A 22805-nucleotide genomic window follows, 5' to 3' on the forward strand; every position below is an offset into this window, starting at 1 on the left:
ATTGTAGCCATGAGCACTGAGTCACTGCGGACCGTCCGGGATCACCTCAGTGAGATGGTGGACCGGGTCGAGCGTCACCACGAGCGGTTGATCGTGACCCGCAACGGCCGCCCGGCCGCGGTCTTGATCAGCCCGGAGGACCTGGCACAGTTGGAGGAGACGATCGAGGTCCTCAGCGACTCGGAGGCGCTGGCCGACATCCGCGAGGCGGACGCGGCCTACGCACGAGGCGACACGGTGCGCGGAGTAGACGCGGTTCGTGGCCTGCGGGGGTGAGCGCGCCTGAGTTCTACGAGCTGGTTGTCGCCCCGCCTGCCCAGCGCGCACTCGCCAGCAAGCTGCCCGAAGCGGTTGCGACCGCGGTGATCGACTTCCTGACCACGGCCTTGATCGAGAACCCGCATCGGGTCGGCAAGGAACTTCGGAATGACCTTGCGGGCATCTTCTCCGCACGGCGAGGCACGTACCGGGTGCTGTACCGCATCAACGACGAGCTACGGGAAGTCGTCGTCTTGCGGATCGAACACCGCCGAGACTCCTACCGCCTGACTTAATGGGGCGGAAACCGCGCTGGTGCATTGTGAGCAGCTATCACACCCGGCGGCTCGGCGAGTAGCCCCATTCTCGTTCAACGTAACTACAACGCCTCGGACCTACGTGGGCGCGCGGGTCAACCGGTGCGCCAGACTCAGCGCGGGGCGTCCGGGGAGGCCAGTCCGGGCACCCCCGACGGCCGCAGGGTCAGGTCGGTGATCACCCCGTCGGCCGGCAGCGCGAGGATCAGCTCTATGACCTGCGCGACGGTGGCCGGCTGCAGGTAGTCCGACTCCTCGTACTCCCCGGCCTCGGCGGCCCGGACGGTGCGCTGCATGCTGGTGGCGGTCCGGCCGGGGTAGAGCGTGCTGACCCGCAGGCCGGGCTCCTCCTGACGCAGCCCCTCGGCATAGGCGCGCAAGGCGTGTTTCGAGGCCCCGTAACTGGTCAGCGGCGAGCGGGCGTTGAGGCCGGAACCGGAGTTGACCAACACCACCGCGCCGGCCGCGGCCCGCAACGCCGGCAGCAGCAGCCGGGTCAGCTCGGCGACCGCGGTGACGTTGACGGCGAACTGCTCCTCGAAGTCAACCGGCCTCGAGCCGGTCAACGTGCCCGGCCGCACCACGCCGGCGCAGTGCACCACCCCGTCGAGTGCGGTCAGCCTCGCCAGCCACGGCGCCAGCGCCGATTCCAAGGAGTGCGGCGCCGACAGGTCTGCGCTCAGCACCCCGGCTAAGCCCAGCCCGGCTGCGCCCAGTCCGGGTGAGCCCGGCCCGGCGGCCGACTCCGCGGTCGGGACGGTTCGGACCAGGCCGAACACCTGATGTCCGGCGGCGATCAACCGCTCGGACAGCGTTCGGCCGATCCCACGGGAGACTCCGGTGATCAGATAGCTCGGCACACCCAGACCTTAACCACAAGCCCTGAGCGGCACGGCCTGCGTCGGCGCACACGACCTGAATCGGCGCCCGTCAGGCGCGGTAGGGTTTGAGATGGATCCAAGATCTTCAAGTTCGTGCCACCGGTCAGCTCCGACCGGCAGCGCTAGGGAAGGGATATCGGCGGGTGACCGTGAACCACACCTCGACGCAGGCGTCTGGGCCGCCCTCCATCGGAACCCTGGTCGCCGAAGCGCATTCCAGCTTCAGCACCCTGCTCCACGGTGAGATCGAGCTGGCCAAGCTCGAGATCAAGGACTCGGTCAAGAACGCCGGCACCGGAGCGGGATGGTTCTCCGTGGCCGCCGTGCTGACGGTCTTCGCATCGATCTTCGGCTTTATCGCCCTGGCCGAGGGCCTGGTGGCGCTGCACCTGTGGCGCTGGGTCGCCTACCTGATCGTCTTCCTGCTGCTCCTGGGCCTGTCCGGCCTGTTCGGGCTGCTGGGCTGGCGCAAGGTCAAGCGGGTCAAGGCGCCGCAACAGACGATCGACACGACCAAGAGCACCGTGCAGGCGTTGCGCCAGGCGACTACGCACCAGCCGGGTCACCGGGCCTAGTTCTAGAAGTTGAATAGACCCGACGAGTCCGTCGTCCTGATCGACGGGCCGTGGACGCACCGCACCATCCGGGCCAACGGCATCGCTCTGCACGTCACCGAGGCCGGCACCGGCCCGCTGGTGTTGCTGCTGCACGGGATGCCGACCTTCTGGTGGACCTGGTCGGCGCAGCTACTCGACCTCGCTGACGCCGGTTATCGCGCCGTCGCGGTGGACCTGCGCGGCTACGGCGCCTCCGACAAGCCGCCACGCGGCTATGACGCCACCACCATGGCCGCCGACATCGCCCAGCTGGTGACCGCGCTCGGAGAGCGGGACGCGGTGGTCGTCGGCCACGACGTGGGCGGCCTGCTGGCCTGGACGATGGCCGCCCAGCATCCGCAGGTGGTGCGCCGGATCGCGGTGCTGGGCGCTGCTCACCCGCTGCGGCTGCGGCAGGCGGTGCTCTATGACCGCAAAGGGCAGCGGCACGCCTCGGCCTACGCGCTGGGCACATTCCAGGTGCCCCGGCTCGGGGAGCGGTTGCTCACCCAGGACTCGCTGTTCCTGGAGCGGCTGTTCGACACCTGGTCGGGCCCGCTCTGGCGCGGCACCCCGAGTCAGCTCACCGCGATCAGCCGTTACGCCGAGGCGATGCGGATCCACCCGGTGGCGCACTGCTCGCTGGAGTTCTTTCGCTGGATGGTGCGGTCGCTGCCCCGCCCCGACGGCCGCGCCTACGCCCGCTCGATGCGGCAACCCATCGGCACGCCCGTCCTGCAGTTGCACGGCGAGCTTGACCGGTGCGTGCTGCCCTCCACCGCGCAGGGCTCCTCGCGGCACGTCTCGGCCGACTACGAGTGGCGGTTGCTGGCCGGGGTCGGGCACTTCCCGCAGCACGAGAGCCCCGAACGGGTCTCCGACGAGCTGATCCGGTGGGCGAAACTCGGCTGAGCGGCCCGCGCCCGGCTGAGCGGCCCGCGCCCGGCTGAGCGGGCCCGGCGGCGCTAGCTGCAGGCCGACGTGCTGACCGTCCTGGTGACGTGCCGGCCCGCGTTGGCCGAATCGGTGACCTCGCCGGCGGTCAGCACGAAGGCGGTGTCGGCGGAGTCCAGCGCGGAGGCGAACACGATTCCCAGGATCGAGCCGTCGGTGGCGATCAGCGGGCCTCCGGAGTTGCCCGAGCGCACCACCGACCTGATCGAGTAGATGTCGCGGTCGACCGAGAGCCGACCGTAGATGTCGCGGCCGGAGATCCGTGCCCGGTCCCTGACGCGGGCCGGGCGCACGTCGAACGGGCCGTCCTCGGGGTAGCCGAGCACGATGGCGTCCTGGCCTGAGCCGGCGGGAACGGCGGCCAGCCGCAACGGCCGCACCTTCAGCCCGGGCACCCACAGCACCGCGATGTCACGCCCGGGGTCGAACACCACCACGTGAGCGCTCAGCGGGCCGCGGCTGGTCTCGACCTTGACCTGGTCGGCCCCGGCCACCACGTGGGCGTTGGTCATCACCCGTTCGGGGGCGTAGACGACGCTGGAGCCCTCCATTCCGCGGTCACAGGACAGCGCCACCGCGCGCACCTTGAGCACCGCGTCCCGGGCCATCGCGACCGACTTCGACCGCAACAACGCCGGATCGGCAGGCGGCACGTCGACGATGCGGGTCGGCTGCAGGGCGCCGAAGACCTGCGGAAAACCGCTGCGGTCGACGAACCTGCGCAGCGAGCTGTAGAGGTTGCGGACGCTGTCGGGCAGCGTGTCGTCCACCGCCCGGATCGTCACCGAGCGGCGCACCTGGTCCGACAGCGCCGGAAACGGCGCGAACGCCAGCGGAAGGGCCACCATCCAGGCGACCAGCAGCACCGCCAGCATGGAGAACAGCGACCCGATCACCCGGTCCACGTGGCGGGCCGGGTTCCAGGTCACCCTCGAGCGCAGCCGGCCGCCCACCCAGATCGCGATCAACTGGCCGAGCATGGCGAAGAACAGCACGCAGACGATCGCGACCGGCACCTGGGCCGCGCCGTCGGCCAGCGTCCGGCCCAGCGGTCTGGCCAACTGGGCGCCGAGCGCGGCCCCGCCGAAGAAACCGGTGAAGGACAGGCCGGCCAGCACCGCGCCGTTGCGATAGCCGCCGACGGCGTAGCAGAGGATCGCCACCACCAGGATCAGGTCGAGCAGGTCCGGCTTCACCGGGGGGCGGACCTCCTCAGTTCGGCAGCACGATCAAGGTGCCTGTCTGTCCCTGCTTGATGTGAATGGTGCAGACGAACTTATACGCACCTGGCTCGGGTGCGGTGAATTCCACCGATTTGGTCTGACCGGCTGACACCAGCGGGACGTAGTCGGCCGGAAAGTCCTGCAACGACCAGTCGTGCGGAGCGCCGGTGCCGACATGCTTGAGGGTGATGCGGACCTTGCCCCGATGCACGGTGATGGTGGAGGGCGTGAACCGGTAGTCCTCGTCGGTGGTGATCACCACCTCCTGCACTCCCGCGGTCACCGCGGCGGTGGTCGAGCCGGTGTGCGGGCCCTGCTCGATCGCCGACTTGGTCTGGCAGCCGGCCAGCAGCGTCAATACCATCAGCAGCGCCGCGACGCGGCTGCCGCGCGCGCCCAGTCGGGCCGGTCCAAGCATCAGCACACCCGCGACCGTACCCGGCGCGGCTGTGCGGGCTAGACAGGCAGTGGCCGAACCTGCTCGCGATCCCAGGGTTGCTCCCAGCCGGCCAGGCGTAGCAAACGGTCCAGCAGGTTGGCGGTGAATCCCCAGATGAACAAGCCGTCGGCGGCGAAGGCCGGCCCGCTGTAGCCGGACGGGTGCCGGGCGGTGAACCGGTTGGCAGGCAGCAACAGCTCGCTCAACCGCACCCGGTGCACGCTGGCCACCTCGGCCTCATCGACCACCCCAACCGGATGCGGGCTACGCCAGTAGCCGAGCACCGGGGTCACCACGAAGCCCGAGGGCGGCAGCCACACCGCCTGCAACGCCCCCAGCACGTCCACGGTGTCAGGCCGCAGCCCCACCTCCTCGGCCGCCTCGCGTAGCGCCGTGGCGGCCGGAGAGCTGTCCTGCGGATCGGTGGCCCCGCCGGGAAAGGCCACCTGGCCGGCATGGTTGCGCATGGTGGCCGAGCGCTGGATCAGCAGCACGTCGCCTTCGGCGGCCGCGTCGGGCGAGGCGAACAGGATCAGCACCGCCGAGTGCCTGCCGCTGCCGTCGCGGGGCGGGCTGAAGCGGGACAGCTCAAGCGCCGGGGCTGACTCCAAGGCCAGCACCATGGGGCTCAGCCAGGGCGGCGGCGTCACCGCGCTCACTGCGGACCAGCCGGCCGGCTCACCCGGCCGGCTCACCCGGTCAGCTCGGAATCCACCTGGGACGGGCTCTTGACCAACTTGGCCGCCGCCACCGGATCTTGCTCTCCGATGCCCGACGACGGGCAGAGCCGGGCGATCGGGCAGACCCCGCACGCGGGCCGGCGGGCATGGCACATCCGTCGGCCGTGCCAGATCACCCGGTGCGACATGATCGTCCAGTCCTGGCGTGGAATCAGCACCGCGATCTCGGCCTCGATCTTCACCGGGTCGGTGTTGGCCGTCCACTGCCAACGTTGGGCCAGCCGGCCCAGATGGGTGTCGACGGTGATTCCGGGGATGCCGAAGGCGTTGCCGAGCACCACGTTGGCGGTCTTGCGGCCGAAGCCGGGCAGCGTGACCAGTTCTTCAAGGCTGGCCGGCACCTGGCCGTCATAGCGCTCGACGAGCTGCTGGCCCAGGGTGATCAAGCTGTTGGTCTTGGCGCGGAAGAAGCCGGTCGGGCGGATCAGCGCCTCCAGCTCCTCTCGCACCGCGCCTGCGTAGGCGGCCGCGTCGGGGTAGGCGGCGAAGACGGCCGGCGTCACCTCGTTGACCTTCTTGTCGGTGCACTGCGCCGAGAGGATCGTCGCGACCGACAGCTGCAAGGGATTGCTGAAGTTCAGCTCGCAGTGCGCGTTCGGGTAAAGCTCGCCCAACTCCTTGTTGATCCGTCGTGCTCGCCGGGTGAGAGCGAGCCGAGATTCCTGGCGTTCGGCCGTGGCCGTAGTGGTTCCCACACCCGCTAGCTTATTGGGGCACAATGACAACACCATGATCGGATTTCTGGTGTTGCTGTTTCCGGTGCTTCTGCTGATCTTCATGCTCGTCATGGAGCGCATCGAGGAGCCGCTGACCCGGGTCGCCCTTGAGCGCGACGTCGAGGATTTCTTGGAGAACGCCAATCCCGAGGAGTTCGGCGCCCTCGTGCGTGAGGGGCCCGAGACCGCGCTGTCCCGATTCCGGTCCCGGTTGCGGCTGAACCGCCCCGGCCGGAGAAACCGCGGCCAGTAGGCCTTTCCGCGGCCTGGCCCGCACCCAGCCCGGTGAGCCTGGCCGGCTTGCTCACGATCCGATCGTGGCGCCGGTCGCGGGTCGCCGGTCTGCGACCGGCGTCACCCCCTACAATCCGGCAAGACGTGCGCGCGCGAGGCGCGAAAGCGATGAGAGGGAGCTGGCGTGGACGAGGTGCTCCGCAGGGCCGGATTGTTCCAGGGCGTCGACCCGGCAGATGTCGAGGCGCTGGGCAGCCAGTTCGAGATTTTCGACGCGCCCCGGGGCACCATCCTCTTCAATGAGGGCGAAGCAGGTGACAGCCTCTACATCGTGCTCACCGGCAAGGTGAAGCTGGGCCGCAAGTCATCCGACGGCCGCGAGAACCTGGTGGCGGTGATGGGCCCGGCAGACCAGTTCGGAGAGCTGTCGTTGTTCGACCCCGGCCCGCGCACCGCCACCGCGGTGGTCGTCACCGACGCCCGGGTCGCCCGGCTGCCCAAAGCCGCGCTGACCGACTGGATCACCGAGCGGCCCCAGATCGCCCTGCAACTGCTGCGGGTGGTGGCTCGCCGGCTGCGGCGGACCAACACCATGCTCGCCGACCTGATCTTCGTCGACGTGCCGGGCCGGGTCGCCAAGCAGTTGCTGCAACTGGCGCAGCGGTTCGGTTCGGTGGACGGCGGGCAGCTGCGGGTGACCCACGACCTCACCCAGGAAGAGCTGGCGCAACTGGTCGGGGCCTCTCGCGAGACCGTGAACAAGGCCCTGGCCGACTTCGCCCAGCGTGGCTGGCTGCGGCTCGAGGGCAAGAGCGTGGTCATCCTGGACCGCGAGCGGCTGGCCCGCCGAGCCCGCTGACGAAGCGGCGGGCGAAAGCTGGCTGGGTGAGCTGCTAGAAGCCCTCGGCCCGCAGATAGGCCAGCTGAGCCTTGACCGACCACTCGGCAGCCGGCCACAGCACCGGGTCGACGTCGGCGTACACCCGCCGCACCACGTCCATCGCGCTCAGCTCGGGACCGCCCTGGGCCAGCGCCTGGCGCACCTGGGCCAGGCGCTGCTCCCGGTGCGCCAGATAGCCCCGAGCTGCCGTCCCCGCGTCGGCCAGCTCCGGGCCGTGGCCGGGCAGCACCGCGACACCGTCCAGAGTGGCCAGCCGGCGCAGCGAGTCGAGGTAGTCGGCGAGCACGCCGTCGGGATGGGCCACCACCGTGCTGCCGCGGCCCAGGATGGTGTCACCGGTCAGCACCGCCACCGTATGGCCTTCACCGGGGACCTGGCCGGGTATCACGAACGACAGCGAGTCGGCCGTGTGACCGGGGGTGGCCCACACCTGGATCTGCACGCCGGCCCCGTCCAGCACCGCGCCTTCGGCCAGTCCTTCCGCGCCGTAGCGGTGCGCCGGGTCCAGGGCCAGCACCGGCGCTCCGGTGAGCTCGTGCAACCGCCGGGCGCCCTCGGAGTGGTCGGCGTGGCCGTGGGTGAGCAGGATCAGCGGCACGGAGCCCGCCGCCTGCAGCACGCTGGACAGGTGCCTGTCGTCGTCGGGCCCCGGGTCCACCACCACCGCCTGCCGACGGCTCGGCTCATCACGCAGCAGCCAGGTGTTCGTGCCGTCCAGGGTCATCGCCGACGGGTTGTCCGCCAGCACCACCCCGGCCAGCGGGGTCACCTGCCGCAGCTGCTCGTAGGCCAGGCTCACGGCAGGAACCCGCCCGACGAGCGCCGGAAGGAGGCCGGCAGCGGCAGCAGCCGGTCATCGCCGAGGTCGGCGCACCAGACGCCGGACTCGTCGCGCCGGAACGTCGGCTGGATGGGGCGCACCACCCGGGCCGCGGCCGAGTCCAGCACCGCCGACGCGCTCGGCATGCTCGCCAGTTCGCTCAGGTTCACCACGGTGGGCGGCAGCATCGGGCGCTCGTCGCGCTCGTACTCGGCCAGCGCCTGGGCCACCGAGATCCAGTCCGCATGCGAGGCCTCACCGGTGACCGCGGCCGCGGTGGCCCCGTCCGGGACGGCGGCGACGAAGAAGTAGGTGTCGTAGCGGCGCGGCTCCACCTCCGGGGTGATCCAGCGCGCCCACGGCCGCAGCGCCTCCAGTGGCAGCTGGACGTCGGTCTCTTCCATCAGCTCGCGGCCGGCCGCCCGCAGCAGCACCGCGGCGTGCTCGACGGTGGTGCTGAACTGCTCGGCGACCGCGGCGGCAGTGGCTGGAACCGGGCCAGCGGCGTCCGCGGCGTCGACACCGCCGCCGGGGAACACCGACATGCCAGGCGCGAAGGCCATCTTGGGGACCCGGCGCAGCATCCAGGTCTGCAACCCGTCAGGGCCGTCGCGCAGCAGCATCACCGTGGCCGCCTCGCGGACGGCGGCGCCTGTGCTCGCGCCCTGCTGGGATCCTGGCTGTCCGGACGCACCAGGCCCGGCGCTGCCCGGTCCTGTCACGGCTAGCGGATCTCGACGATCATCTCGATCTCGACCGGCGCGTTCAGCGGCAGGACCGCCACCCCGACCGCGGACCGGGCGTGCGCCCCGGCCTCGCCGAACACCTCGACGAGCAGTTCGGACGCGCCGTTGATGACGGCCGGCTGCTCGGTGAAGTCGGGGGTCGAGGCGACGAAGCCGAGCAGCTTCACCACCCGGACGACGGAGTCGATGCCGACCAGGTCGTGCACCGCCGCCAGCGCGTTCAGAGCGCAGGTCCTGGCGTAGCCGGCTGCGTCCTCGGCGGTGACCTCGGCGCCGACCTTGCCGGCGGCCGGCAGCACGTCATCGACCGTGGGCAGCTGCCCGGAGGTGTACACGAGTTGGCCGGTGCGGATCGCGGGGATGTACTTGGCCGCGGGCGGGGGCACCGACGGCAGCTCGATACCCAGCTCGGCCAGCCTTTGGGATACGGAGTTCATACGCGCAACCTACCCTCTGGGGAGTTTGTAGGCTGGGTTCGTGCCCACAGATGATCGAGCGCCCCGCCTGCACGTCGTCACCGGCAAGGGCGGCACCGGCAAGACCACGGTCGCCGGCGCGCTGGCCCTGGCGCTGGCGGGCCAGGCCCAACGGGTGCTGCTGGTCGAGGTCGAGGGTCGGCAGGGCCTGGCGCAGCTGTTCGACACGCCTCCGCTGCCGTACTCCGAGACCCGGCTGGCCGCGGCCGGCCGCGGCGAGGTGGTGGGCCTGGCGATCGACGCCGAGGCCGCGATGCTGGAGTACCTGGAGATGTTCTACTCGATCAAACGGGCCGGCTCGGTGCTGCGCAAGATGGGCGCCATCGACTTCGTGACCACCATCGCGCCGGGGCTTCGGGACGTGCTGCTCACCGGCAAGGTCAAGGAGGCCGTGACCCGCACCGAGCGCACCGGCCGGCCGAGCTTCGACGCCGTGGTGCTCGACGCCCCGCCGACCGGACGGATCACCCCGTTCCTGCAGGCCACCCACGAGGTCGCCGGGCTGGCCAGGATGGGTCCGATCCACCGGCAGAGCCAGGGTGTCATCGAGCTGCTGCACTCGGCCCAGACCCAGGTGCACATCGTGACACTGCTGGAGGAGATGCCGGTGCAAGAGACCCTGGACGCCGCCGTGGAGTTGCGCGCGGCCGGCTACCGGATCGGCCGGTTGCTGGTGAACCGGGCCAGGCCGGCGCTGATCTCGGCCGGCCGGCCGGAGGTGGCGTCCCTGGCCAAGGGGCTCACGGCAGCCGGCCTGGACCCGGCTCTGGCCCCCGCGCTGGCGGCCGAGGTCGATGTCTACGGCCAGCGCCAGGAAGTGCAGGCCCGGGCCGGGGCAGAGCTCGAGCGAGCCGGCGTGCCGATCACCAGGTTGCCCGAGCTGCCGCCGCCGCTGGACCTGGGCAGCCTGTTCGAGCTAGCCGAAGCCCTCGACGTCCGGGCGTGGTCGGCGTGAGCCCGCGGACCGGCCCTCCGGTGCTCGACGTCGACAGGCTGCTCAAGGACCCGGAGCTCAAGGTGCTGGTGACCTGCGGCAGCGGCGGGGTCGGCAAGACCACCACGGCCGCCGCGCTGGCGCTGCGGGCCGCCGAGCAGGGCCGCCGAGTGGTGGTGCTGACCATCGACCCGGCCCGCCGGCTGGCTCAAGCGCTCGGGCTGACCGAGCTGGACAACACCCCGCGACTGGTCAAGGGCGTCGGCGCGGGCGGCTCGGGAGCGCTGCTGGCCATGATGCTGGACATGAAGCGGACCTTTGACGAGGTCGTCAGCGCCAACACCACCCCGGCCAAGGCCGAGCAGATCTTCGCCAACCCGTTCTACCAAACGCTGTCGGCCTCCTTCGCCGGCACGCAGGAGTACATGGCGATGGAGAAGCTGTCCCAGCTGCGCGCTCAACTGGTCGAGCACGGCGGGTGGGACCTGATCGTGGTCGACACTCCGCCGTCACGCTCGGCGCTGGACTTCCTGGACGCGCCGCAACGGCTGGGCCGTTTCCTGGACGGCCGGATGATCAAGTTGCTGACCGCGCCGGCCAGGGCCAGCGGCAAGGCGTACCTGAAAATGGTCTCGGCGTCGTTCTCGATGTTCACCAAGGTTTTGAACAAGATCCTGGGCAATGACCTGCTGATCAACGTCTCGGCCTTCATAGCCTCGCTGGAGACGATGTTCGGCGGCTTCCGGGAACGGGCCGAGCAGACCTATCAGCTGCTCAAAGCTCCCGGGACCGCTTTCGTGGTGGTGGCATCGCCTGAGCCCGACGCCCTGCGCGAGGCGTCCTTCTTCGTAGAGCGGCTGCAGCAGGACGACATGCCGCTGGCCGGCGTGGTGCTCAACCGGATGCGGCGCACCGGCCTGGACCTGAGCGCCTCGCGTGCGGCCGAAGCCGCCGAGCGGCTGGCCGAGTCGCCGGATCAGAGCAAGGCCGTGCGCTTGACGGCGGCCGCGCTGCTGATGCACGCCGAAGGCGCTGAGGCCGCGAAGTACGACCGGTCGATGGTGGCCCGATTCGGCGCGGCGCATCCGGATGTGGCTCAGCAGCAGGTGCCTGCGCTGGCCACCGACGTGCATGACCTGGTGGGTCTGCGGGCGGTCGGCCAGGCACTGGCCGGAGTGCCCGGGTAAGTCAGGCGTCGGGCTGGCTCAAGCGTTGGGCTGGCTCAGCCGACGTCAACCAGATCAGTCAGCCGGACCAGCCAACGACCAGTCACAGAGCTAGCGGGCTCGCATGGCCACCGGCGGGATCGCGGCGAACTCCTCCGACCGCTGCACGGTCTGCAGGAACGCCCGCCATGAGCCGACGTCAGGCCGGCGGCGCAGCAAGGTGCGCCGTTCGCGCTCGGTCATACCACCCCACACCCCGAACTCGGCCCGGCTGTCCAGCGCGTCAGCAAGACAATCCACCCGCACGGGGCAACCCATGCAAATGGTCTTGGCTTTGTGCTGCGCCGCGCCGACGACGAACAAGGTCTCTGGGTCGACATCCCGGCAAGCTCCGCGCGATGCCCATTCCGGGTCACCGGTGACTCTAGGCCGCTCGGTCATACGTGATGCGCTCATGCATGCCCCGCTTCTTGATACTTCAGCTTCTGGATACTTCACACGAACAAAATGTCGACTACCAACCCGGACGGTAGGTGATCACCAACCGATGGGCAAGAGTCTGATATGAGATTGAGTCTTTTCCCAGTGAGTATGGGTAAAAGTGCAATGTCACGATGTGATGGGTGTGCCACAGCCAGTGATCAACTGCGGCCTCACAAGGACAATCGGCAACGCGCTGGCCAACCTAAATGCTGCAATGGCCGGAATGCCAGAGCTCGTATCGGACTCGCGTAGTCTTAGCGCTCATGGCGCGTGCATCTGGGCTGACTGTCATCTCCAAACTGGGCAGGTTGGCAGGCCTGCTGGTGATCGTCGGCGTCCTGGCAGCCGGTTTACTGCTGCCCTACATCGGTGGTGTGGGTGTGGCCGCCAAGGCCGGCGCCGACAAGTTCCTCGGCACCCAGTGCAGCCTGATCGAAGAGCCTGTGCAGCAGCGCACCACCATCTACGCCAATGACGGCAAGACCGTGATCGCCACCCTGTTCGACCAGAACCGGCAGGTCGTCGCGCTGTCGCGGATTCCGAAGTCCGTCACCAACGCGCTCATCGCCACCGAGGACCGGCGCTTCTACTCCCACCACGGCGTCGATCTGCGCGGTCTGATGCGAGGCGCGCTCAAGACTTCCAGCGGTGACACCCAGGGCGCGTCGACCCTTACTGAGCAGTACGTCAAGCAGGTCCGGTTCTACCAGGCCAACACTGACTCCGAGCGGGCCGCTGCGATCGACCAGAACATCGACCGCAAGATCCTGGACGCCCAGTGCGCGCTGAAGCTCGAGCAGGAGAACAGCAAGCCTCAGATTCTGGAGAAATACCTCAACATCGCGTCTTTCGGACAGAATTCCTACGGAATCCAGACCGCTGCTCAGACCTTCTTCGGAGTCGACGTCGGCAAGTTGACGGTGCCGCAGGCCGCGCTGCTGGTGGGCCTGGTCAAGGCGCCGACCGACCTGGACCCGTTCAACCATCCACAGGCGGCCCGGGACCGGCGTGACCTGGTCATCGCCAATATGGCCAACCAGAAGTACATCTCCGAGGCTGAGGCGGCCCGAGCGAAAGCGAGCCCCATCCGGCTGGCCCCGCGAGCGCCGGTGCCGCGCGGCTGCTCGTTCGCCAACCCGGCGATCAAGAACGTCGGATTCTTCTGCGACTACGTGACGGACTGGCTGACCAAGGTCGGCGGGCTCAACGAGTCGAAGGTGAACACCAGCGGTTTCAAGATCGTCACCACTTTGGACCCACAGCTGCAGAACCAGGGCCAGGACGCGATCTGGACGCAAAGCGGGCTGAACCCCTCCAAGGGCCACGGCTACCTGCTGGCGATGCCGTCCGTCACGCCGAGCACCGGTGCGGTCACCTCGATGATCACCGACGTCAAATACGGTGTGAAGAAAGGCGATAGCGGCTATTCGGTCGACAAGCTGTTCACTAAGGCCTACGCCGGCGCCGGCTCTACCTACAAGTACTTCACCGCGCTGGCCGCGCTGAAGGCCGGCGTCCCGCCGAGTTACACGCTGACCACCTCGAACAACGAGTGGACCACCAAGAACTGCCCGCTGCAGGACGACAACAAGCCCTATGTCTCGCACAACGTGGGCAATTTTCCCTCCACCTCGGCTCTGGAGCGGGCGCTGCCCGCCTCGTCGAACACCTACTTCGTGGCGATGGAGGATCAGCTTTTCGGCTGCGACATCTCGCCAATCGTCAACACCGCGACCAGTCTGGGCATGAACTACCTCAACGGCCCCCATCTGGACTCCGACGGCAAGCCGACCGGCCGGACCATCGCGCAGTCGATCATCGCCAGCCGGCAGCCGACCTTCACCCTGGGCCAGGACTCGACCTCGGTGCTGGAGCTGACCGGGGCGTTCGCCGCGCTGGCCAACGAGGGGGTGTTCTGCCCGCCGAAGCCGGTCCGCTCGATCACCGACAGCACCGGCAAGCCGGTCACGCTCAAGGCGCACCCGGGCTGTAGCCGGCAGTTCAGCCCTTACGTCGCGCGCACTCTGGTCAACATCATGACCAACGACACCAAGAGCGGCTACGGCACCGCGAGCCGGTTCTTCTACGACTGGTACAACAACGGCGGCAGCGAGGTCGCCGGCAAGACCGGCACCAACAACAGCAGCAAGTTCGACCCGGTGACCAAGAAGTTCGTCGACGACGAGGGCAACTCGGCGCTGTGGTTCGTCGGGATCACCCCGAACCTGGTGTCCGCGGCTGCCGTGGTCAATCCCGAGCGGCCCACCCAGCGGATCTCGGACGTGCCGGGCATCACCGAGTTCAACTCCGGCACCGACACCTTCGGCGCGGCCGCGTCGAAGTTCTGGAAGATGGCCTTCGGCCCGACGCTCAGCGCCCAGGAGTGGACCTGGCCGACGGTCGACTCCACGCCGGGCAACCCGGTGCCCTCGGTGGTCGGCATGGGCCAGGGCGAGGCGATCGAGTTCCTGAAATCGCAGGGCTTCGTCGGCAAGCCGCTGGCGGTGCCGTGCGGCAGCCGCGAACAGCCGGGCGACGTGGCGTTCTACTCCCCGAAGATCGCCGAGCCGGGCGCGACCATCTCGCTCTGCATCTCCACCGGGGTGCCGGCCGACGTGTACGTGCCGCCCTACGTCCCGTACCGGCCGTATGTGCCGCCGCAGCAGTCCTACACGCCCCCACCGCCGCCGCAGACCTCCACAGCGCCGTCACCCGACCCGACGCCGACACAGCCAGCGCCTCAGCCGTCCAAGCCGGCCGCCAGCAAGCCACCCAAGCCTCGCTAGGTCAGGAGAGCTGGCGGCGCACCTCGTCCGAGAGGCGCTTGCCGTCGGCCCGGCCGGCCACCTTGGGGGTCAGCAGCTTCATCACCTGACCCATCTGGCGCGCCTCGGTGGCGCCGGACTCGCGCACCGCCTCGGTCACCAGCGTCGCCAGCTCGGCGTCGGCGAGCTGGCGGGGCAAGTAGCGGTTGAGCACCGTCTCCTCGGCCAGCTCGCGAGCAGCCTGCTCGGCGCGCCCGGCCGACCCGAACGCCTCGGCGGCCTCCCGGCGCTTCTTGGCCTCGCGGCCGATCACCTTGAGCACCTCGTCGTCGGTGAGCTCGCGAGCGCTGGAGCCCGAGACCTCCTCGGTGCTCACCGCGGTGAGCAGCATCCGCAGCGTTGCGGTGCTCAGCTCGTCGCGGCCCTTCATCGCGGTGGTCAGGTCTGCCTTCAGCTGTGCCTTGAGCTCGGTCATGGGTCTCAGGCTAGTTGTGGGCCGCCCGTAGTCTGATCGGCATGTCCGCACTGCGCCGCAGCCTGATGGCCACCGCCGTGGCCGGTGTGGCGACGGCCGGCTACGGCGGGCTGATCGAGCGCAACCTGTTCACCCTGCGCCGGTTCGCGGCGCCGGTGCTCGATCCGGGCAGCCCTGCGCTGCGGGTGCTGCACCTGTCGGACCTGCACCTCACCGCCGCACAGCAGCGCAAGCAGGCCTGGGTGTCGCAGCTGGCCAGGCTGCGGCCGGACTACGTGATCAACACCGGTGACACCAGCTCGGACCCGGAGGGCATTCCGGCGATCCTGCGGGCGCTGGGGCCGTTGTTCGACTTCCCGGGCGCGTTCGTGCCCGGCAACAATGACTACTACGTGCCGGCGCCGAAGAACCCGGCCCGGTACTTCCTGCCGAACAAGGTGGGCGACCTGCAGGGCCGGCGCCGGATGCCCTGGGACGAGCTGGCGGCCGCGATGACGGTTCGCGGCTGGCTCGACCTGACCCACGTCCGCACCACCGTGCAGGTCGCCGGCCTGCCGGTGGCGCTGGCCGGCACCGACGACCCGCATCTGCGTCGAGCCCGGTATTCCAAGATCGCCGGGCCGGCTGACCCCGCCGCCGCCGTCCGGATCGGGGTCATCCACTCGCCGGAGCCGGCGCTGCTTGGCGCCTTCGCCGGCGACGGCTATGACCTGGTGCTGGCCGGGCACACCCACGGCGGCCAGGTACGGGTGCCGTTCGGGCCGGCGATCGTCACCAACTGCGGCATCGACGTGCACCGGGCCCGCTGGCTGCACGCCTGGGATGACCGGATGTGGTTCAACGTGTGCGCGGGACTGGGCACTAACCCGTTTATGCCGTTCCGGATCGGGTGCCGACCGGAGGCGGTGCTGCTCACGTTGCTGCCCAGGGACGTGGTGCGCCGCTGAATCAGTCCGAGGGGCTCCTATCCCCCGGTTCTGGCCCGCGGCCGGCTCGGCTATGCTGGAGCGGTTGCAGCCGGGGTGTGGCGCAGCTTGGTAGCGCGCTTCGTTCGGGACGAAGAGGCCGTGGGTTCAAATCCCGCCACCCCGACCACGATAGTTCTATTCAGCGCCTCGGTCCGCGCCCTCGGTCAAGCCCGGCCCCGCTGCGCCGAGCCTTGCCTGACCGGCATTCGACGCCCCACCGTCAGCTAGGGCGCGTTCAACCTCAGCCTCATCGTGAGCAGTCGGCCGCTCCGGTCGGCCACGCAGCCGTTCAAGCACCCGGCCGCCGGTGACCGCCAGGAACGCTCCGGCGAGCAGCACCACCGCGCCCACGGCCTGCAACAGTCCGAAGGACTCGCCCAGAAGCACCACCGAGCAGAAAGTGCCGATGACCGGAACCAGGAACATCATCGTCGTCGCGGCTGAGGGCCCGACAGCCTGCACGCCCCGGTAGTAAAACAGATAGGCCACGGCGGTCGGCCCGATGGCGACGTAGGCGACGTTGAGCCACACCACATGTGAGAGCCCGCTCCAGTCCACGTCGTCGATGCCCGGACTTGCATAGAAGCCGAGCATTATCGTGCCTGTCAGCATGGCGTACGTGGTCGCTTTCAGCGGTTCCATCCCACCGAGGACGCGAGCGCCGTACACGGAGTAAGCGGCCCAGCACGCGGCGCTGAGCAGGAACAAGAGGTCACCCACCAGCCGGGTGCTTCCACCGCTGCCCTCACTCGCGCCGAGGAAGAAGATCGCTGCCCCTATCAGGCCGATGGTCAAGCCCGTGACTCGGGACGCTGACGCGGCCTCCTTTCGCGTGAGCAGCATGAACGCCGTGGTCAGGATGGGGCTCATCACCGGCACGATGATGCTGGCATCGACGGCTGGCGCCAGCGAAAGACCCCAAAAGAAGAAGAGGTTGTAAGCGAAGACCTCGAGGAATCCCGCGATCGCCGCCCTCGACCAATCTCGTGCGGAGGTGCGGCCGGACCGGCTCAGAAACGACATCACCACCAGAAGCGCCACAGCCCCGCCACCGAAGCGAAGAAGCGCTGCCACCGCATGCGGCATGTGATCGACCATCAACTCTGAACTGCTGAATCCGCTACCCCAGAACAACATGGTCGCGGCGAGCAACAGGTACGGGCTGCGCCAGCCGCTCTGCGCGCGTGCCTCAGACATGTTTCCTCCTCCAGGGCCGCGCCGCACCCGACCTTGCTGCCGGATACCACGGCATTAACTTACTGGGTCGCAATTCTCAGCAGCGGTTAGACGGCTGCGCAATGAGGTGAATAGCGCTCAACCAGCCTCCCTCAAACGAGCTGTGATGGCTTCTGCCAAGCTTCCTGCGTGCTCTTCTAGGTAGAAGTGGCCACCAGGAAAGCGAAGTATCTCTGTCCGCGCCTTAGAGCTCACTCTCCAATCCTCAAGCTCTGAAACTTGAAGATATCTTTGTCACCGCAGCACACGACTATGTCCGCCTCCGTGACGGTGTTCTCCTCCTTACCCAGATACGGGCCACTACATTGCCATGACTCACGCCCACGCCCTTGGGATTTCCCGTGGTGTGCCCGAGGTGTAGATGTAATAGGCGGTGTCCGGCGCCGCCGGCTCCGGTTTCACACTTGGCGCGGCGGCGCCTGCTCCGAGCAACGCGGCGATCTCGGTAGCGGTGACCGCCGTGATGCCGTCGAATTCAGCCACTGCGTCTCCGACGACAGCCGTGCACTGACTGTCGGTCAGAATGAACGCGGTCCTTGCGACTGGGTTGCGGATATCCAGGGGGATATAGGCGGCGCCGCACTTCAAATCCCCAGGATGGCGGCGATCGCCTCCGCGCTCGGCAGGACGCGCAGCGCCACCCGGCCCTTAATAACCCCTCGGCCGCGCAAGAGCTACGCCACATTGTTAGACCACTCGTCGAGTTCGCGATAGGTCAGCTCGCTGCTGCTGGTGGTGATAGCCACCCGATCGGCGTGATGCCGCGCGGCGTCCTGAAACACGCTGACGAGAGTGGGGTCTTGTCGATGTCACGACCACAGTCCTCCTAGTTGTCCGGTTCGCGCAGAATGTACGTACGCGGATTTAGGAGTGTCAAGACCTTGCTCGGCTTTAAAGGGTTTTCATCTAGAAATGTCAGATACTCCAACATCCTTTTAATAAGCCTTCAGAAAACCACAGGACGTCAGGCACGGCACCGGTGAAAGCACCTTGACCGGTCCTCGATGGGGATTCACCGCTTACCGGCTGGGGATTTCACAAACGGGGGACATGGGGCTCCCGGCACCTCCTAGAGCCAGCCGCGTGGCGTGATTCGAGCCGGCTAGACACCGGCGTTCAGCGCAGTGCGCCCAGGCTCGGGACGCTGGAGCAGTTGTCGGTGCCCGGGTGCACAATCAACCCATGGAGCACTCGAGCACGGTGACCGCGAAGCCCGACATCGTCTCGGCCGAACAGTGGCAGCAGGCTCGCGACGCGCTGCTCAGGGCCGAGAAAGAAGTCACCCGCGCCGAGGACGCGCTGGCCGCCCAGCGTCGCCGCCTGCCGATGGTGAAGTTCGACAACGACTACACCTTTGACACCCCGACCGGCCCGAAGAGCCTGCTCGACCTGTTCCAGGGGCGAGGCGAGTTGATCGTCTACCAGTTCATGGACAACGGCCCCGACCACTACTGCCCCGGTTGCACCTGGTTCACCAACAACGTCCCCGTCACCGCGCTGCCCGGGCTCGCCCAGCGCGGGGTCAGCTGGGTGACGGTGTCGAACATGCCACTCGCCCAGATCGAGGCGTACAAGAAGCAGATGGGCTGGACGCTGCCGTTCGTGTCATCGCACGCGACCACGTTCGCCGAGGACTGCGGGGCGGGTGGCGGCTTTCTGCTGAGCGTGTTCCTGCGCGACGGCGAGGACGTCTACCGCACCTACAGCACCACCTCGCGCGGCGTGGACCGGCTGGTCTTCGCCAACCACCTGCTCGATCACACGCCCTACGGCCGGCAGGAGGACTGGGAGGACTCCCCGCCCGGCTGGCCGCAGCACCCCACGTACGGGTAGACGCGGCACGGAGAAGCCCTTGGGCCAAGCAGCACCAGCCGCTCAGCCGAACTGGGCCTTGCCGCCGACCTCGGCCCAGGCGTCCTCCAAGGACAGCCGGTCCGAGGCTGTCAGCACCACCCAGCCCAGTCGTGACCGAAAGTCGGAATGGCTGTTCGGCCTGTCACCGACCGAGGCGGTCAGGCCGGCGTTCTCGACGTTCTTGCCGGCGCGCAGCTGCGCGATCTCCGGAACGCGGGTGACCACGTCCAGCTGAGGGTCCCTGAAGAAGCGGATGGCCGCCGTGCGCGCGAAGTCGACATCGAGCCCGCGATTGCCGCTGCTCCGCGCGCCGGTGACGATCTGGATGAACACCTCGGCCAGGGACACCCCGGTGCTCAGCGCGACCAGGTTCGCGATCTGATCGCCCGGCATCCGCGCTCCGAGCTCGATGACGAAGGGTTTACCAGCGCAGATCCGGAACTCCAGGTGAAAGAGCGCGTTGTCCACCCCCAGCGCCTCGGCGACTGTCGCAGCCCAGTCAGCGAGCTCGCCCAAGCGGGCCGCCGGCAGGTCAGCGGGAACGGTGTGGCCGAGCTCCACAAAGCTGGGCGGGTCCGAGAGCAGCTTCTCGGTGATCGAGACGACCGTCGCGACGCCTCCCACGACGTAGCCCTCGGCGCTGTACTCGGGCCCGTCGAGGTAGCTCTCGACCAGCACTTCCTGTCCCAGGTCGTTGCCGAGGTCGAGGTCGGTCTCAGAGCAGAGCAAGTCATAGGCAGCACGAAGGTCTTCAGCCCTCTCCACGCGGCTGACGTGCACGCTGCCCGCCGCGCGCGGCGGTTTGATGACCACCGGGTAGCCGATCTCCTCGGCGGCCGCCTCGACCTCGGCGCCGGAGCGGGCCACCCGGAACTGCGGGATGGCCAGGCCGGCGGCCTCGAGCGCCTGGCGCATCAACGTCTTGTCGCGAACCCGTTTGGCGACCTCCGGCGGCAGGCCGGGCAGCCCCAGCCTGGCCGCGACCTCGGCCGCCACCGGAACGAAGTACTCAAAGCCTGGGACGACGCCGGAGATGTCATGGCTTTCGGCCAAGCGCTCGGCAGCGGCGATGACGGCGGCGCGGTCGTTGGTGTCCACCTGGTAGACCTCGACGGCGTCGTCTTCGATCATGCTCGCCGGAACCGTGCGGTCCTCCTGCTCGAAGGACAGCACCACAGGCCGCAGCCCTTGCCGGAGCGCGGCCTCGACCAATCCGAGTCCCGCCGACACCGGCTGAATGATGAGGAGAGCAGACATGACTACTTCGTCTTCCAATCTGGGCGAGGGGTAGGGACGTTCAACGCAGCGTCTTCTCGTAAAAGATCTCCAGCCCGTCTTCGACTCCGTGGCGTTCAGCAGGGCTACGTCGCGCCGTCAACCACGCGGCGACTCCTAAGGCGAGCGCGATCATCGACACGGCGACCCACGCGGTCCTGAGCCCGAACCATCCCACCAAGCCGCCGATCATAAGTCCGGCAAAAGGCATCGGCAGGTAATTCAAGAAAACCGTGGCCGACATCATGGATGAGTACCTGTCTCGCGGAATGACCCGGATCCTGACCGACCTCGCCACCATGGCGATGACGGAGTCACCGATGTACACCACTGTCAGCAGCGTGGCGAACAGCAGTATGCCCGGTGAGAAAGTGGCCAAGGCGCCGGCCGCGACCGTCGCGGCGGTCATCGTCCAGAGGCACCGCGCATAGCCGAACCTTCGTGTCACCACGGGCGTGAGCAGGATCGTGACCAGCGAGATCGCCCCGCCCGCGGACGTGATCAGTGACGCTGCCCGGGGGTCGTGGCCATAGATCAGGCCCACGACCGAGGCAAGCGTGGAGAAGACGGCCGCCAGGACGAGGTTCGCGGCCATGGCGCTGAGCATCGTGATGCGTAGCAGTCGGTGAGCCAGCACCATCCTGACGGCCTTGACAGAGTCCCGCATCGCTGAGGAGTCGGACTTCGCCGACCCGGCCGGCGGCGGGTGCGCCTGGGACGACCTGGTGGTGACCAGGCCGATCGCCATGGCCAGGGAGTACCCGGCGAGCAGCGCCGGGATGCCGAGGAGCAGGACGGCGCCACCCAGCGCCGGGCCGCCGATGAGCGCCGCCTGGTCAACGGCGCCCAGCCGGGACTGGACTACCTCAGCCCTCGACCCCCGATCCACGACTTCGGCCGCGAGCCGCTCGTTCGCCACGAAGTTGATCTCGAAGAAACCGGCGCTGATGACGCCGCACGCAGCCAAGATCGCCGCGGTGAGGGTGTCTGAGTTGTGGCTGAGCAGGACCCCGACAAAGCTGAGCAACCCGGTCGCGGATCGGATGAGCCATGCCGCCTTCGCCGAGGTCACCGGGCCCAGGCGGTCGATGATCGTCCCACCGAAGAACAGGAAGGCCAATCGCGAGACCCATTCCAGACCGAAGACGACCGCCGACAACGCCGGCTCTCCGGTCACGATGAACACCGCGGCGGGAATCGCGAACTGGAACGCCTCGTTCACGAAGAAGTTGATCGACCGGTCAAGGAAGACCGGGGCGAACCCGTTGCTCCTGGAGGCGCTCAGCATCACAGCTTCTTACAGCAACTCGTTGGTGGCGCAATGGACGCTGCCGAAGTTGCTCTCGAACGTGGAGAACTCCACGCTCACGACCCCTCTTCCGAGCTCGCGCAACACAGCCGCCATCGCCGGCGCCGAATCGCTGCAGACCACGGCGCCGGCGTCGGCGAGGTCCAGCACGTTGAAGCCGTAAGGGCCGGCAACCCGGCGCGGCACCGGCAGCAGAGTCATGCCGTGCGACTTCAGGACCTCATCCAGGCGAGCCCCGGCCGGCGACCCGTCACCAACCGGCGCCACCCACTCGACCTCGCGCAGGCCCGCCACCCGGCCCTCCTCGCACAGCAGGGCGTCCCCGACGACCGCCGCCCAATGGTCGAGGTGAAACTCCTCCTGGGACCGGTGACGGTCGGCGAGCAGCACCGTCGACCATCCGTGGCCGGCGATCATGGCGGCGATGCGCAGAGCCGAACGGCGGTCGGAGCGGTGCCCGTGGCTCAGGAACAGGACACGGCGTTCACGGCAGGCCACGGCGTCACCTCCTTCGAAGAAGGAGTCGAGTCGAACGAGGTCAAGCTGCGGCATGGCCGCCTCGACGCTCAGCGCGACCAGCTCGGCCTCGGCCTGACGCTGGTCGCGTCGGAAGCTGGCGATGAAGCAGAGATCCTCGATCTGCAGCAGGTGGTCGCGCGGAAACATCAATCCGTACAGCGGCGCCAGGGTGTAGGACTCCGTCGCCGAGTCAGGGCTGATCTCCTGGAGTCCAGCGTCCGGGGTGAGCGTCAGCGTGGGCCGCTCCACCAGGAGCTGAACCAACTCGCGGCTGGGCATGGCCGCCAGGTTCCCCCGCACCTCCTCGGCGCGACTCGAGGGCTGCGTCACGGCGGCGGCAGCCATCACCCGCAGTCGTTCGACGGCTATCCGGGCGGTCAGGTCCAGCACGTGCAGCGGTTGCGAGCCCAACTCCAGGAGCACGCCGGTGAGCGCGGTGAACTCCTCATAGGCACGGGTCGTCGAGAAGGCCGAGGGGCCGTTGTTGAACACTGACATGCAAGCCGGATGCACCAGGCGA

Annotated in this window: 26 protein-coding genes and 1 tRNA gene; 12 read left to right on the forward strand and 15 right to left on the reverse strand. The window is 68.5% G+C overall.

Annotated features, from left to right (window positions below; translation table 11 throughout):
• The first annotated feature begins 9 nt into the window (after window positions 1-9).
• Together VGB75_01725 and VGB75_01730 are read left to right on the forward strand one after the other, a co-directional pair.
• On the forward strand, window positions 10-276 hold the full coding sequence (locus VGB75_01725) for a type II toxin-antitoxin system Phd/YefM family antitoxin (protein ID HEY0165737.1): 267 nt from the start codon (window positions 10-12) through the stop codon (window positions 274-276).
• Complete coding sequence (locus tag VGB75_01730; protein ID HEY0165738.1) at window positions 273-554, forward strand: type II toxin-antitoxin system RelE/ParE family toxin; 282 nt, start codon at window positions 273-275, stop codon at window positions 552-554. The genes VGB75_01725 and VGB75_01730 overlap by 4 nt, the downstream gene beginning before the upstream one ends.
• Window positions 555-688: 134 nt before the next feature.
• On the opposite strand, the gene VGB75_01735 is transcribed toward VGB75_01730, so the two are convergent.
• Window positions 689-1435, reverse strand: coding sequence for an SDR family NAD(P)-dependent oxidoreductase (locus VGB75_01735; protein ID HEY0165739.1), 747 nt, complete (start codon window positions 1433-1435; stop codon window positions 689-691).
• A gap of 164 nt (window positions 1436-1599) precedes the next feature.
• On the opposite strand from VGB75_01735, the gene VGB75_01740 reads away from it, so the two are divergent.
• Window positions 1600-2031: a phage holin family protein gene (locus VGB75_01740; GenBank protein ID HEY0165740.1), complete on the forward strand. Its 432-nt coding sequence runs from the start codon at window positions 1600-1602 to the stop codon at window positions 2029-2031.
• Window positions 2032-2040: 9 nt separating this feature from the next.
• Entirely contained in the window at window positions 2041-2964 is a 924-nt protein-coding gene (locus tag VGB75_01745) for an alpha/beta hydrolase (protein ID HEY0165741.1), read from the forward strand.
• A gap of 53 nt (window positions 2965-3017) precedes the next feature.
• Here VGB75_01745 and VGB75_01750 read toward each other — a convergent pair whose 3' ends face one another.
• The 4 genes from VGB75_01750 to nth form a co-directional block, all read right to left on the reverse strand.
• Complete coding sequence (locus VGB75_01750; protein HEY0165742.1) at window positions 3018-4202, reverse strand: MarP family serine protease; 1185 nt, start codon at window positions 4200-4202, stop codon at window positions 3018-3020.
• A gap of 16 nt (window positions 4203-4218) precedes the next feature.
• Window positions 4219-4593, reverse strand: coding sequence for a cupredoxin domain-containing protein (locus VGB75_01755; GenBank protein ID HEY0165743.1), 375 nt, complete (start codon window positions 4591-4593; stop codon window positions 4219-4221).
• Between the two features lie 92 nt (window positions 4594-4685).
• Entirely contained in the window at window positions 4686-5363 is a 678-nt protein-coding gene (locus VGB75_01760; GenBank protein ID HEY0165744.1) for a CoA pyrophosphatase, read from the reverse strand.
• A complete protein-coding gene (nth, locus tag VGB75_01765; GenBank protein HEY0165745.1) occupies window positions 5360-6103 on the reverse strand; it encodes an endonuclease III in 744 nt (247 codons plus the stop codon). The genes VGB75_01760 and nth overlap by 4 nt, the downstream gene beginning before the upstream one ends.
• 34 nt (window positions 6104-6137) lie before the next feature.
• On the opposite strand from nth, the gene VGB75_01770 reads away from it, so the two are divergent.
• Complete coding sequence (locus tag VGB75_01770; protein HEY0165746.1) at window positions 6138-6377, forward strand: hypothetical protein; 240 nt, start codon at window positions 6138-6140, stop codon at window positions 6375-6377.
• Between the two features lie 165 nt (window positions 6378-6542).
• The gene (locus VGB75_01775; GenBank protein ID HEY0165747.1) at window positions 6543-7217 is read left to right on the forward strand and encodes a Crp/Fnr family transcriptional regulator; all 675 of its coding nucleotides are present in this window, start codon (window positions 6543-6545) and stop codon (window positions 7215-7217) included.
• A gap of 34 nt (window positions 7218-7251) precedes the next feature.
• Here the strand turns inward: VGB75_01775 and VGB75_01780 are convergent, their stop codons facing one another.
• Genes VGB75_01780 through VGB75_01790 form a run of 3 tightly spaced genes read right to left on the reverse strand, consistent with a single transcriptional unit; the run spans window position 7252 to window position 9262 of the window.
• Entirely contained in the window at window positions 7252-8058 is an 807-nt protein-coding gene (locus VGB75_01780; GenBank protein HEY0165748.1) for an MBL fold metallo-hydrolase, read from the reverse strand.
• Window positions 8055-8801 (reverse strand): NUDIX hydrolase, encoded by a 747-nt coding sequence (locus tag VGB75_01785; GenBank protein ID HEY0165749.1) that lies wholly within the window; start codon window positions 8799-8801, stop codon window positions 8055-8057. Before VGB75_01785 ends, VGB75_01780 begins: the two co-directional genes overlap by 4 nt.
• 2 nt (window positions 8802-8803) lie before the next feature.
• Window positions 8804-9262, reverse strand: a complete 459-nt coding sequence (locus VGB75_01790; GenBank protein ID HEY0165750.1) for a RidA family protein — start codon at window positions 9260-9262, stop codon at window positions 8804-8806.
• A gap of 40 nt (window positions 9263-9302) precedes the next feature.
• Between VGB75_01790 and VGB75_01795 the strand changes: the two genes are divergently transcribed.
• Together VGB75_01795 and VGB75_01800 are read left to right on the forward strand one after the other, a co-directional pair.
• Window positions 9303-10256, forward strand: a complete 954-nt coding sequence (locus VGB75_01795) for an ArsA-related P-loop ATPase (GenBank protein HEY0165751.1) — start codon at window positions 9303-9305, stop codon at window positions 10254-10256.
• On the forward strand, window positions 10253-11422 hold the full coding sequence (locus VGB75_01800; GenBank protein HEY0165752.1) for an ArsA-related P-loop ATPase: 1170 nt from the start codon (window positions 10253-10255) through the stop codon (window positions 11420-11422). Before VGB75_01795 ends, VGB75_01800 begins: the two co-directional genes overlap by 4 nt.
• 90 nt (window positions 11423-11512) lie before the next feature.
• Here VGB75_01800 and VGB75_01805 read toward each other — a convergent pair whose 3' ends face one another.
• Window positions 11513-11857, reverse strand: coding sequence for a WhiB family transcriptional regulator (locus VGB75_01805; protein ID HEY0165753.1), 345 nt, complete (start codon window positions 11855-11857; stop codon window positions 11513-11515).
• Between the two features lie 290 nt (window positions 11858-12147).
• Here VGB75_01805 and VGB75_01810 point away from each other — a divergent pair, with 290 nt between their 5' ends.
• Window positions 12148-14670 (forward strand): transglycosylase domain-containing protein, encoded by a 2523-nt coding sequence (locus tag VGB75_01810; protein ID HEY0165754.1) that lies wholly within the window; start codon window positions 12148-12150, stop codon window positions 14668-14670.
• A gap of 1 nt (window position 14671) precedes the next feature.
• Here VGB75_01810 and VGB75_01815 read toward each other — a convergent pair whose 3' ends face one another.
• Entirely contained in the window at window positions 14672-15124 is a 453-nt protein-coding gene (locus tag VGB75_01815; GenBank protein ID HEY0165755.1) for a GatB/YqeY domain-containing protein, read from the reverse strand.
• 41 nt (window positions 15125-15165) lie between these two features.
• Between VGB75_01815 and VGB75_01820 the strand changes: the two genes are divergently transcribed.
• The gene (locus tag VGB75_01820; GenBank protein ID HEY0165756.1) at window positions 15166-16071 is read left to right on the forward strand and encodes a metallophosphoesterase; all 906 of its coding nucleotides are present in this window, start codon (window positions 15166-15168) and stop codon (window positions 16069-16071) included.
• A 71-nt stretch (window positions 16072-16142) separates the two neighbouring features.
• Window positions 16143-16219, forward strand: a tRNA-Pro gene (locus VGB75_01825).
• 8 nt (window positions 16220-16227) lie between these two features.
• On the opposite strand, the gene VGB75_01830 is transcribed toward VGB75_01825, so the two are convergent.
• Complete coding sequence (locus VGB75_01830) at window positions 16228-17244, reverse strand: DMT family transporter (protein ID HEY0165757.1); 1017 nt, start codon at window positions 17242-17244, stop codon at window positions 16228-16230.
• A gap of 399 nt (window positions 17245-17643) precedes the next feature.
• The gene (locus VGB75_01835; protein ID HEY0165758.1) at window positions 17644-17916 is read right to left on the reverse strand and encodes an AMP-binding protein; all 273 of its coding nucleotides are present in this window, start codon (window positions 17914-17916) and stop codon (window positions 17644-17646) included.
• A 594-nt stretch (window positions 17917-18510) separates the two neighbouring features.
• Here VGB75_01835 and VGB75_01840 point away from each other — a divergent pair.
• Window positions 18511-19161, forward strand: coding sequence for a DUF899 family protein (locus tag VGB75_01840; protein HEY0165759.1), 651 nt, complete (start codon window positions 18511-18513; stop codon window positions 19159-19161).
• A gap of 42 nt (window positions 19162-19203) precedes the next feature.
• Here VGB75_01840 and VGB75_01845 read toward each other — a convergent pair whose 3' ends face one another.
• From VGB75_01845 to VGB75_01855, 3 genes are read right to left on the reverse strand one after another with little or no spacing between them, the layout of a single operon-like run.
• Complete coding sequence (locus VGB75_01845; protein HEY0165760.1) at window positions 19204-20439, reverse strand: ATP-grasp domain-containing protein; 1236 nt, start codon at window positions 20437-20439, stop codon at window positions 19204-19206.
• A gap of 40 nt (window positions 20440-20479) precedes the next feature.
• Entirely contained in the window at window positions 20480-21745 is a 1266-nt protein-coding gene (locus tag VGB75_01850) for an MFS transporter (GenBank protein ID HEY0165761.1), read from the reverse strand.
• A gap of 9 nt (window positions 21746-21754) precedes the next feature.
• Complete coding sequence (locus tag VGB75_01855; protein HEY0165762.1) at window positions 21755-22783, reverse strand: arginine deiminase family protein; 1029 nt, start codon at window positions 22781-22783, stop codon at window positions 21755-21757.
• Window positions 22784-22805: the final 22 nt, after the last annotated feature.

Source organism: Jatrophihabitans sp., assembly GCA_036399055.1.
Lineage (GTDB): Bacteria > Actinomycetota > Actinomycetes > Mycobacteriales > Jatrophihabitantaceae > Jatrophihabitans_A.

Bases quoted from the DNA above. Each gene is read 5' to 3' on its own strand.
- VGB75_01855 (HEY0165762.1), bottom strand. From the start codon at position 22,783: ATGTCAGTGTTCAACAACGGCCCCTCGGCCTTCTCGACGACCCGTGCC.
- VGB75_01815 (HEY0165755.1), bottom strand. From the start codon at position 15,124: ATGACCGAGCTCAAGGCACAGCTGAAGGCAGACCTGACCACCGCGATG.
- VGB75_01770 (HEY0165746.1), top strand. From the start codon at position 6,138: ATGATCGGATTTCTGGTGTTGCTGTTTCCGGTGCTTCTGCTGATCTTC.
- VGB75_01790 (HEY0165750.1), bottom strand. From the start codon at position 9,262: ATGAACTCCGTATCCCAAAGGCTGGCCGAGCTGGGTATCGAGCTGCCG.
- VGB75_01840 (HEY0165759.1), top strand. From the start codon at position 18,511: ATGGAGCACTCGAGCACGGTGACCGCGAAGCCCGACATCGTCTCGGCC.
- VGB75_01820 (HEY0165756.1), top strand. From the start codon at position 15,166: ATGTCCGCACTGCGCCGCAGCCTGATGGCCACCGCCGTGGCCGGTGTG.
- VGB75_01810 (HEY0165754.1), top strand. From the start codon at position 12,148: ATGGCGCGTGCATCTGGGCTGACTGTCATCTCCAAACTGGGCAGGTTG.
- VGB75_01850 (HEY0165761.1), bottom strand. From the start codon at position 21,745: ATGCTGAGCGCCTCCAGGAGCAACGGGTTCGCCCCGGTCTTCCTTGAC.
- VGB75_01755 (HEY0165743.1), bottom strand. From the start codon at position 4,593: ATGGTATTGACGCTGCTGGCCGGCTGCCAGACCAAGTCGGCGATCGAG.
- VGB75_01845 (HEY0165760.1), bottom strand. From the start codon at position 20,439: ATGTCTGCTCTCCTCATCATTCAGCCGGTGTCGGCGGGACTCGGATTG.
- VGB75_01725 (HEY0165737.1), top strand. From the start codon at position 10: ATGAGCACTGAGTCACTGCGGACCGTCCGGGATCACCTCAGTGAGATG.
- VGB75_01805 (HEY0165753.1), bottom strand. From the start codon at position 11,857: ATGAGCGCATCACGTATGACCGAGCGGCCTAGAGTCACCGGTGACCCG.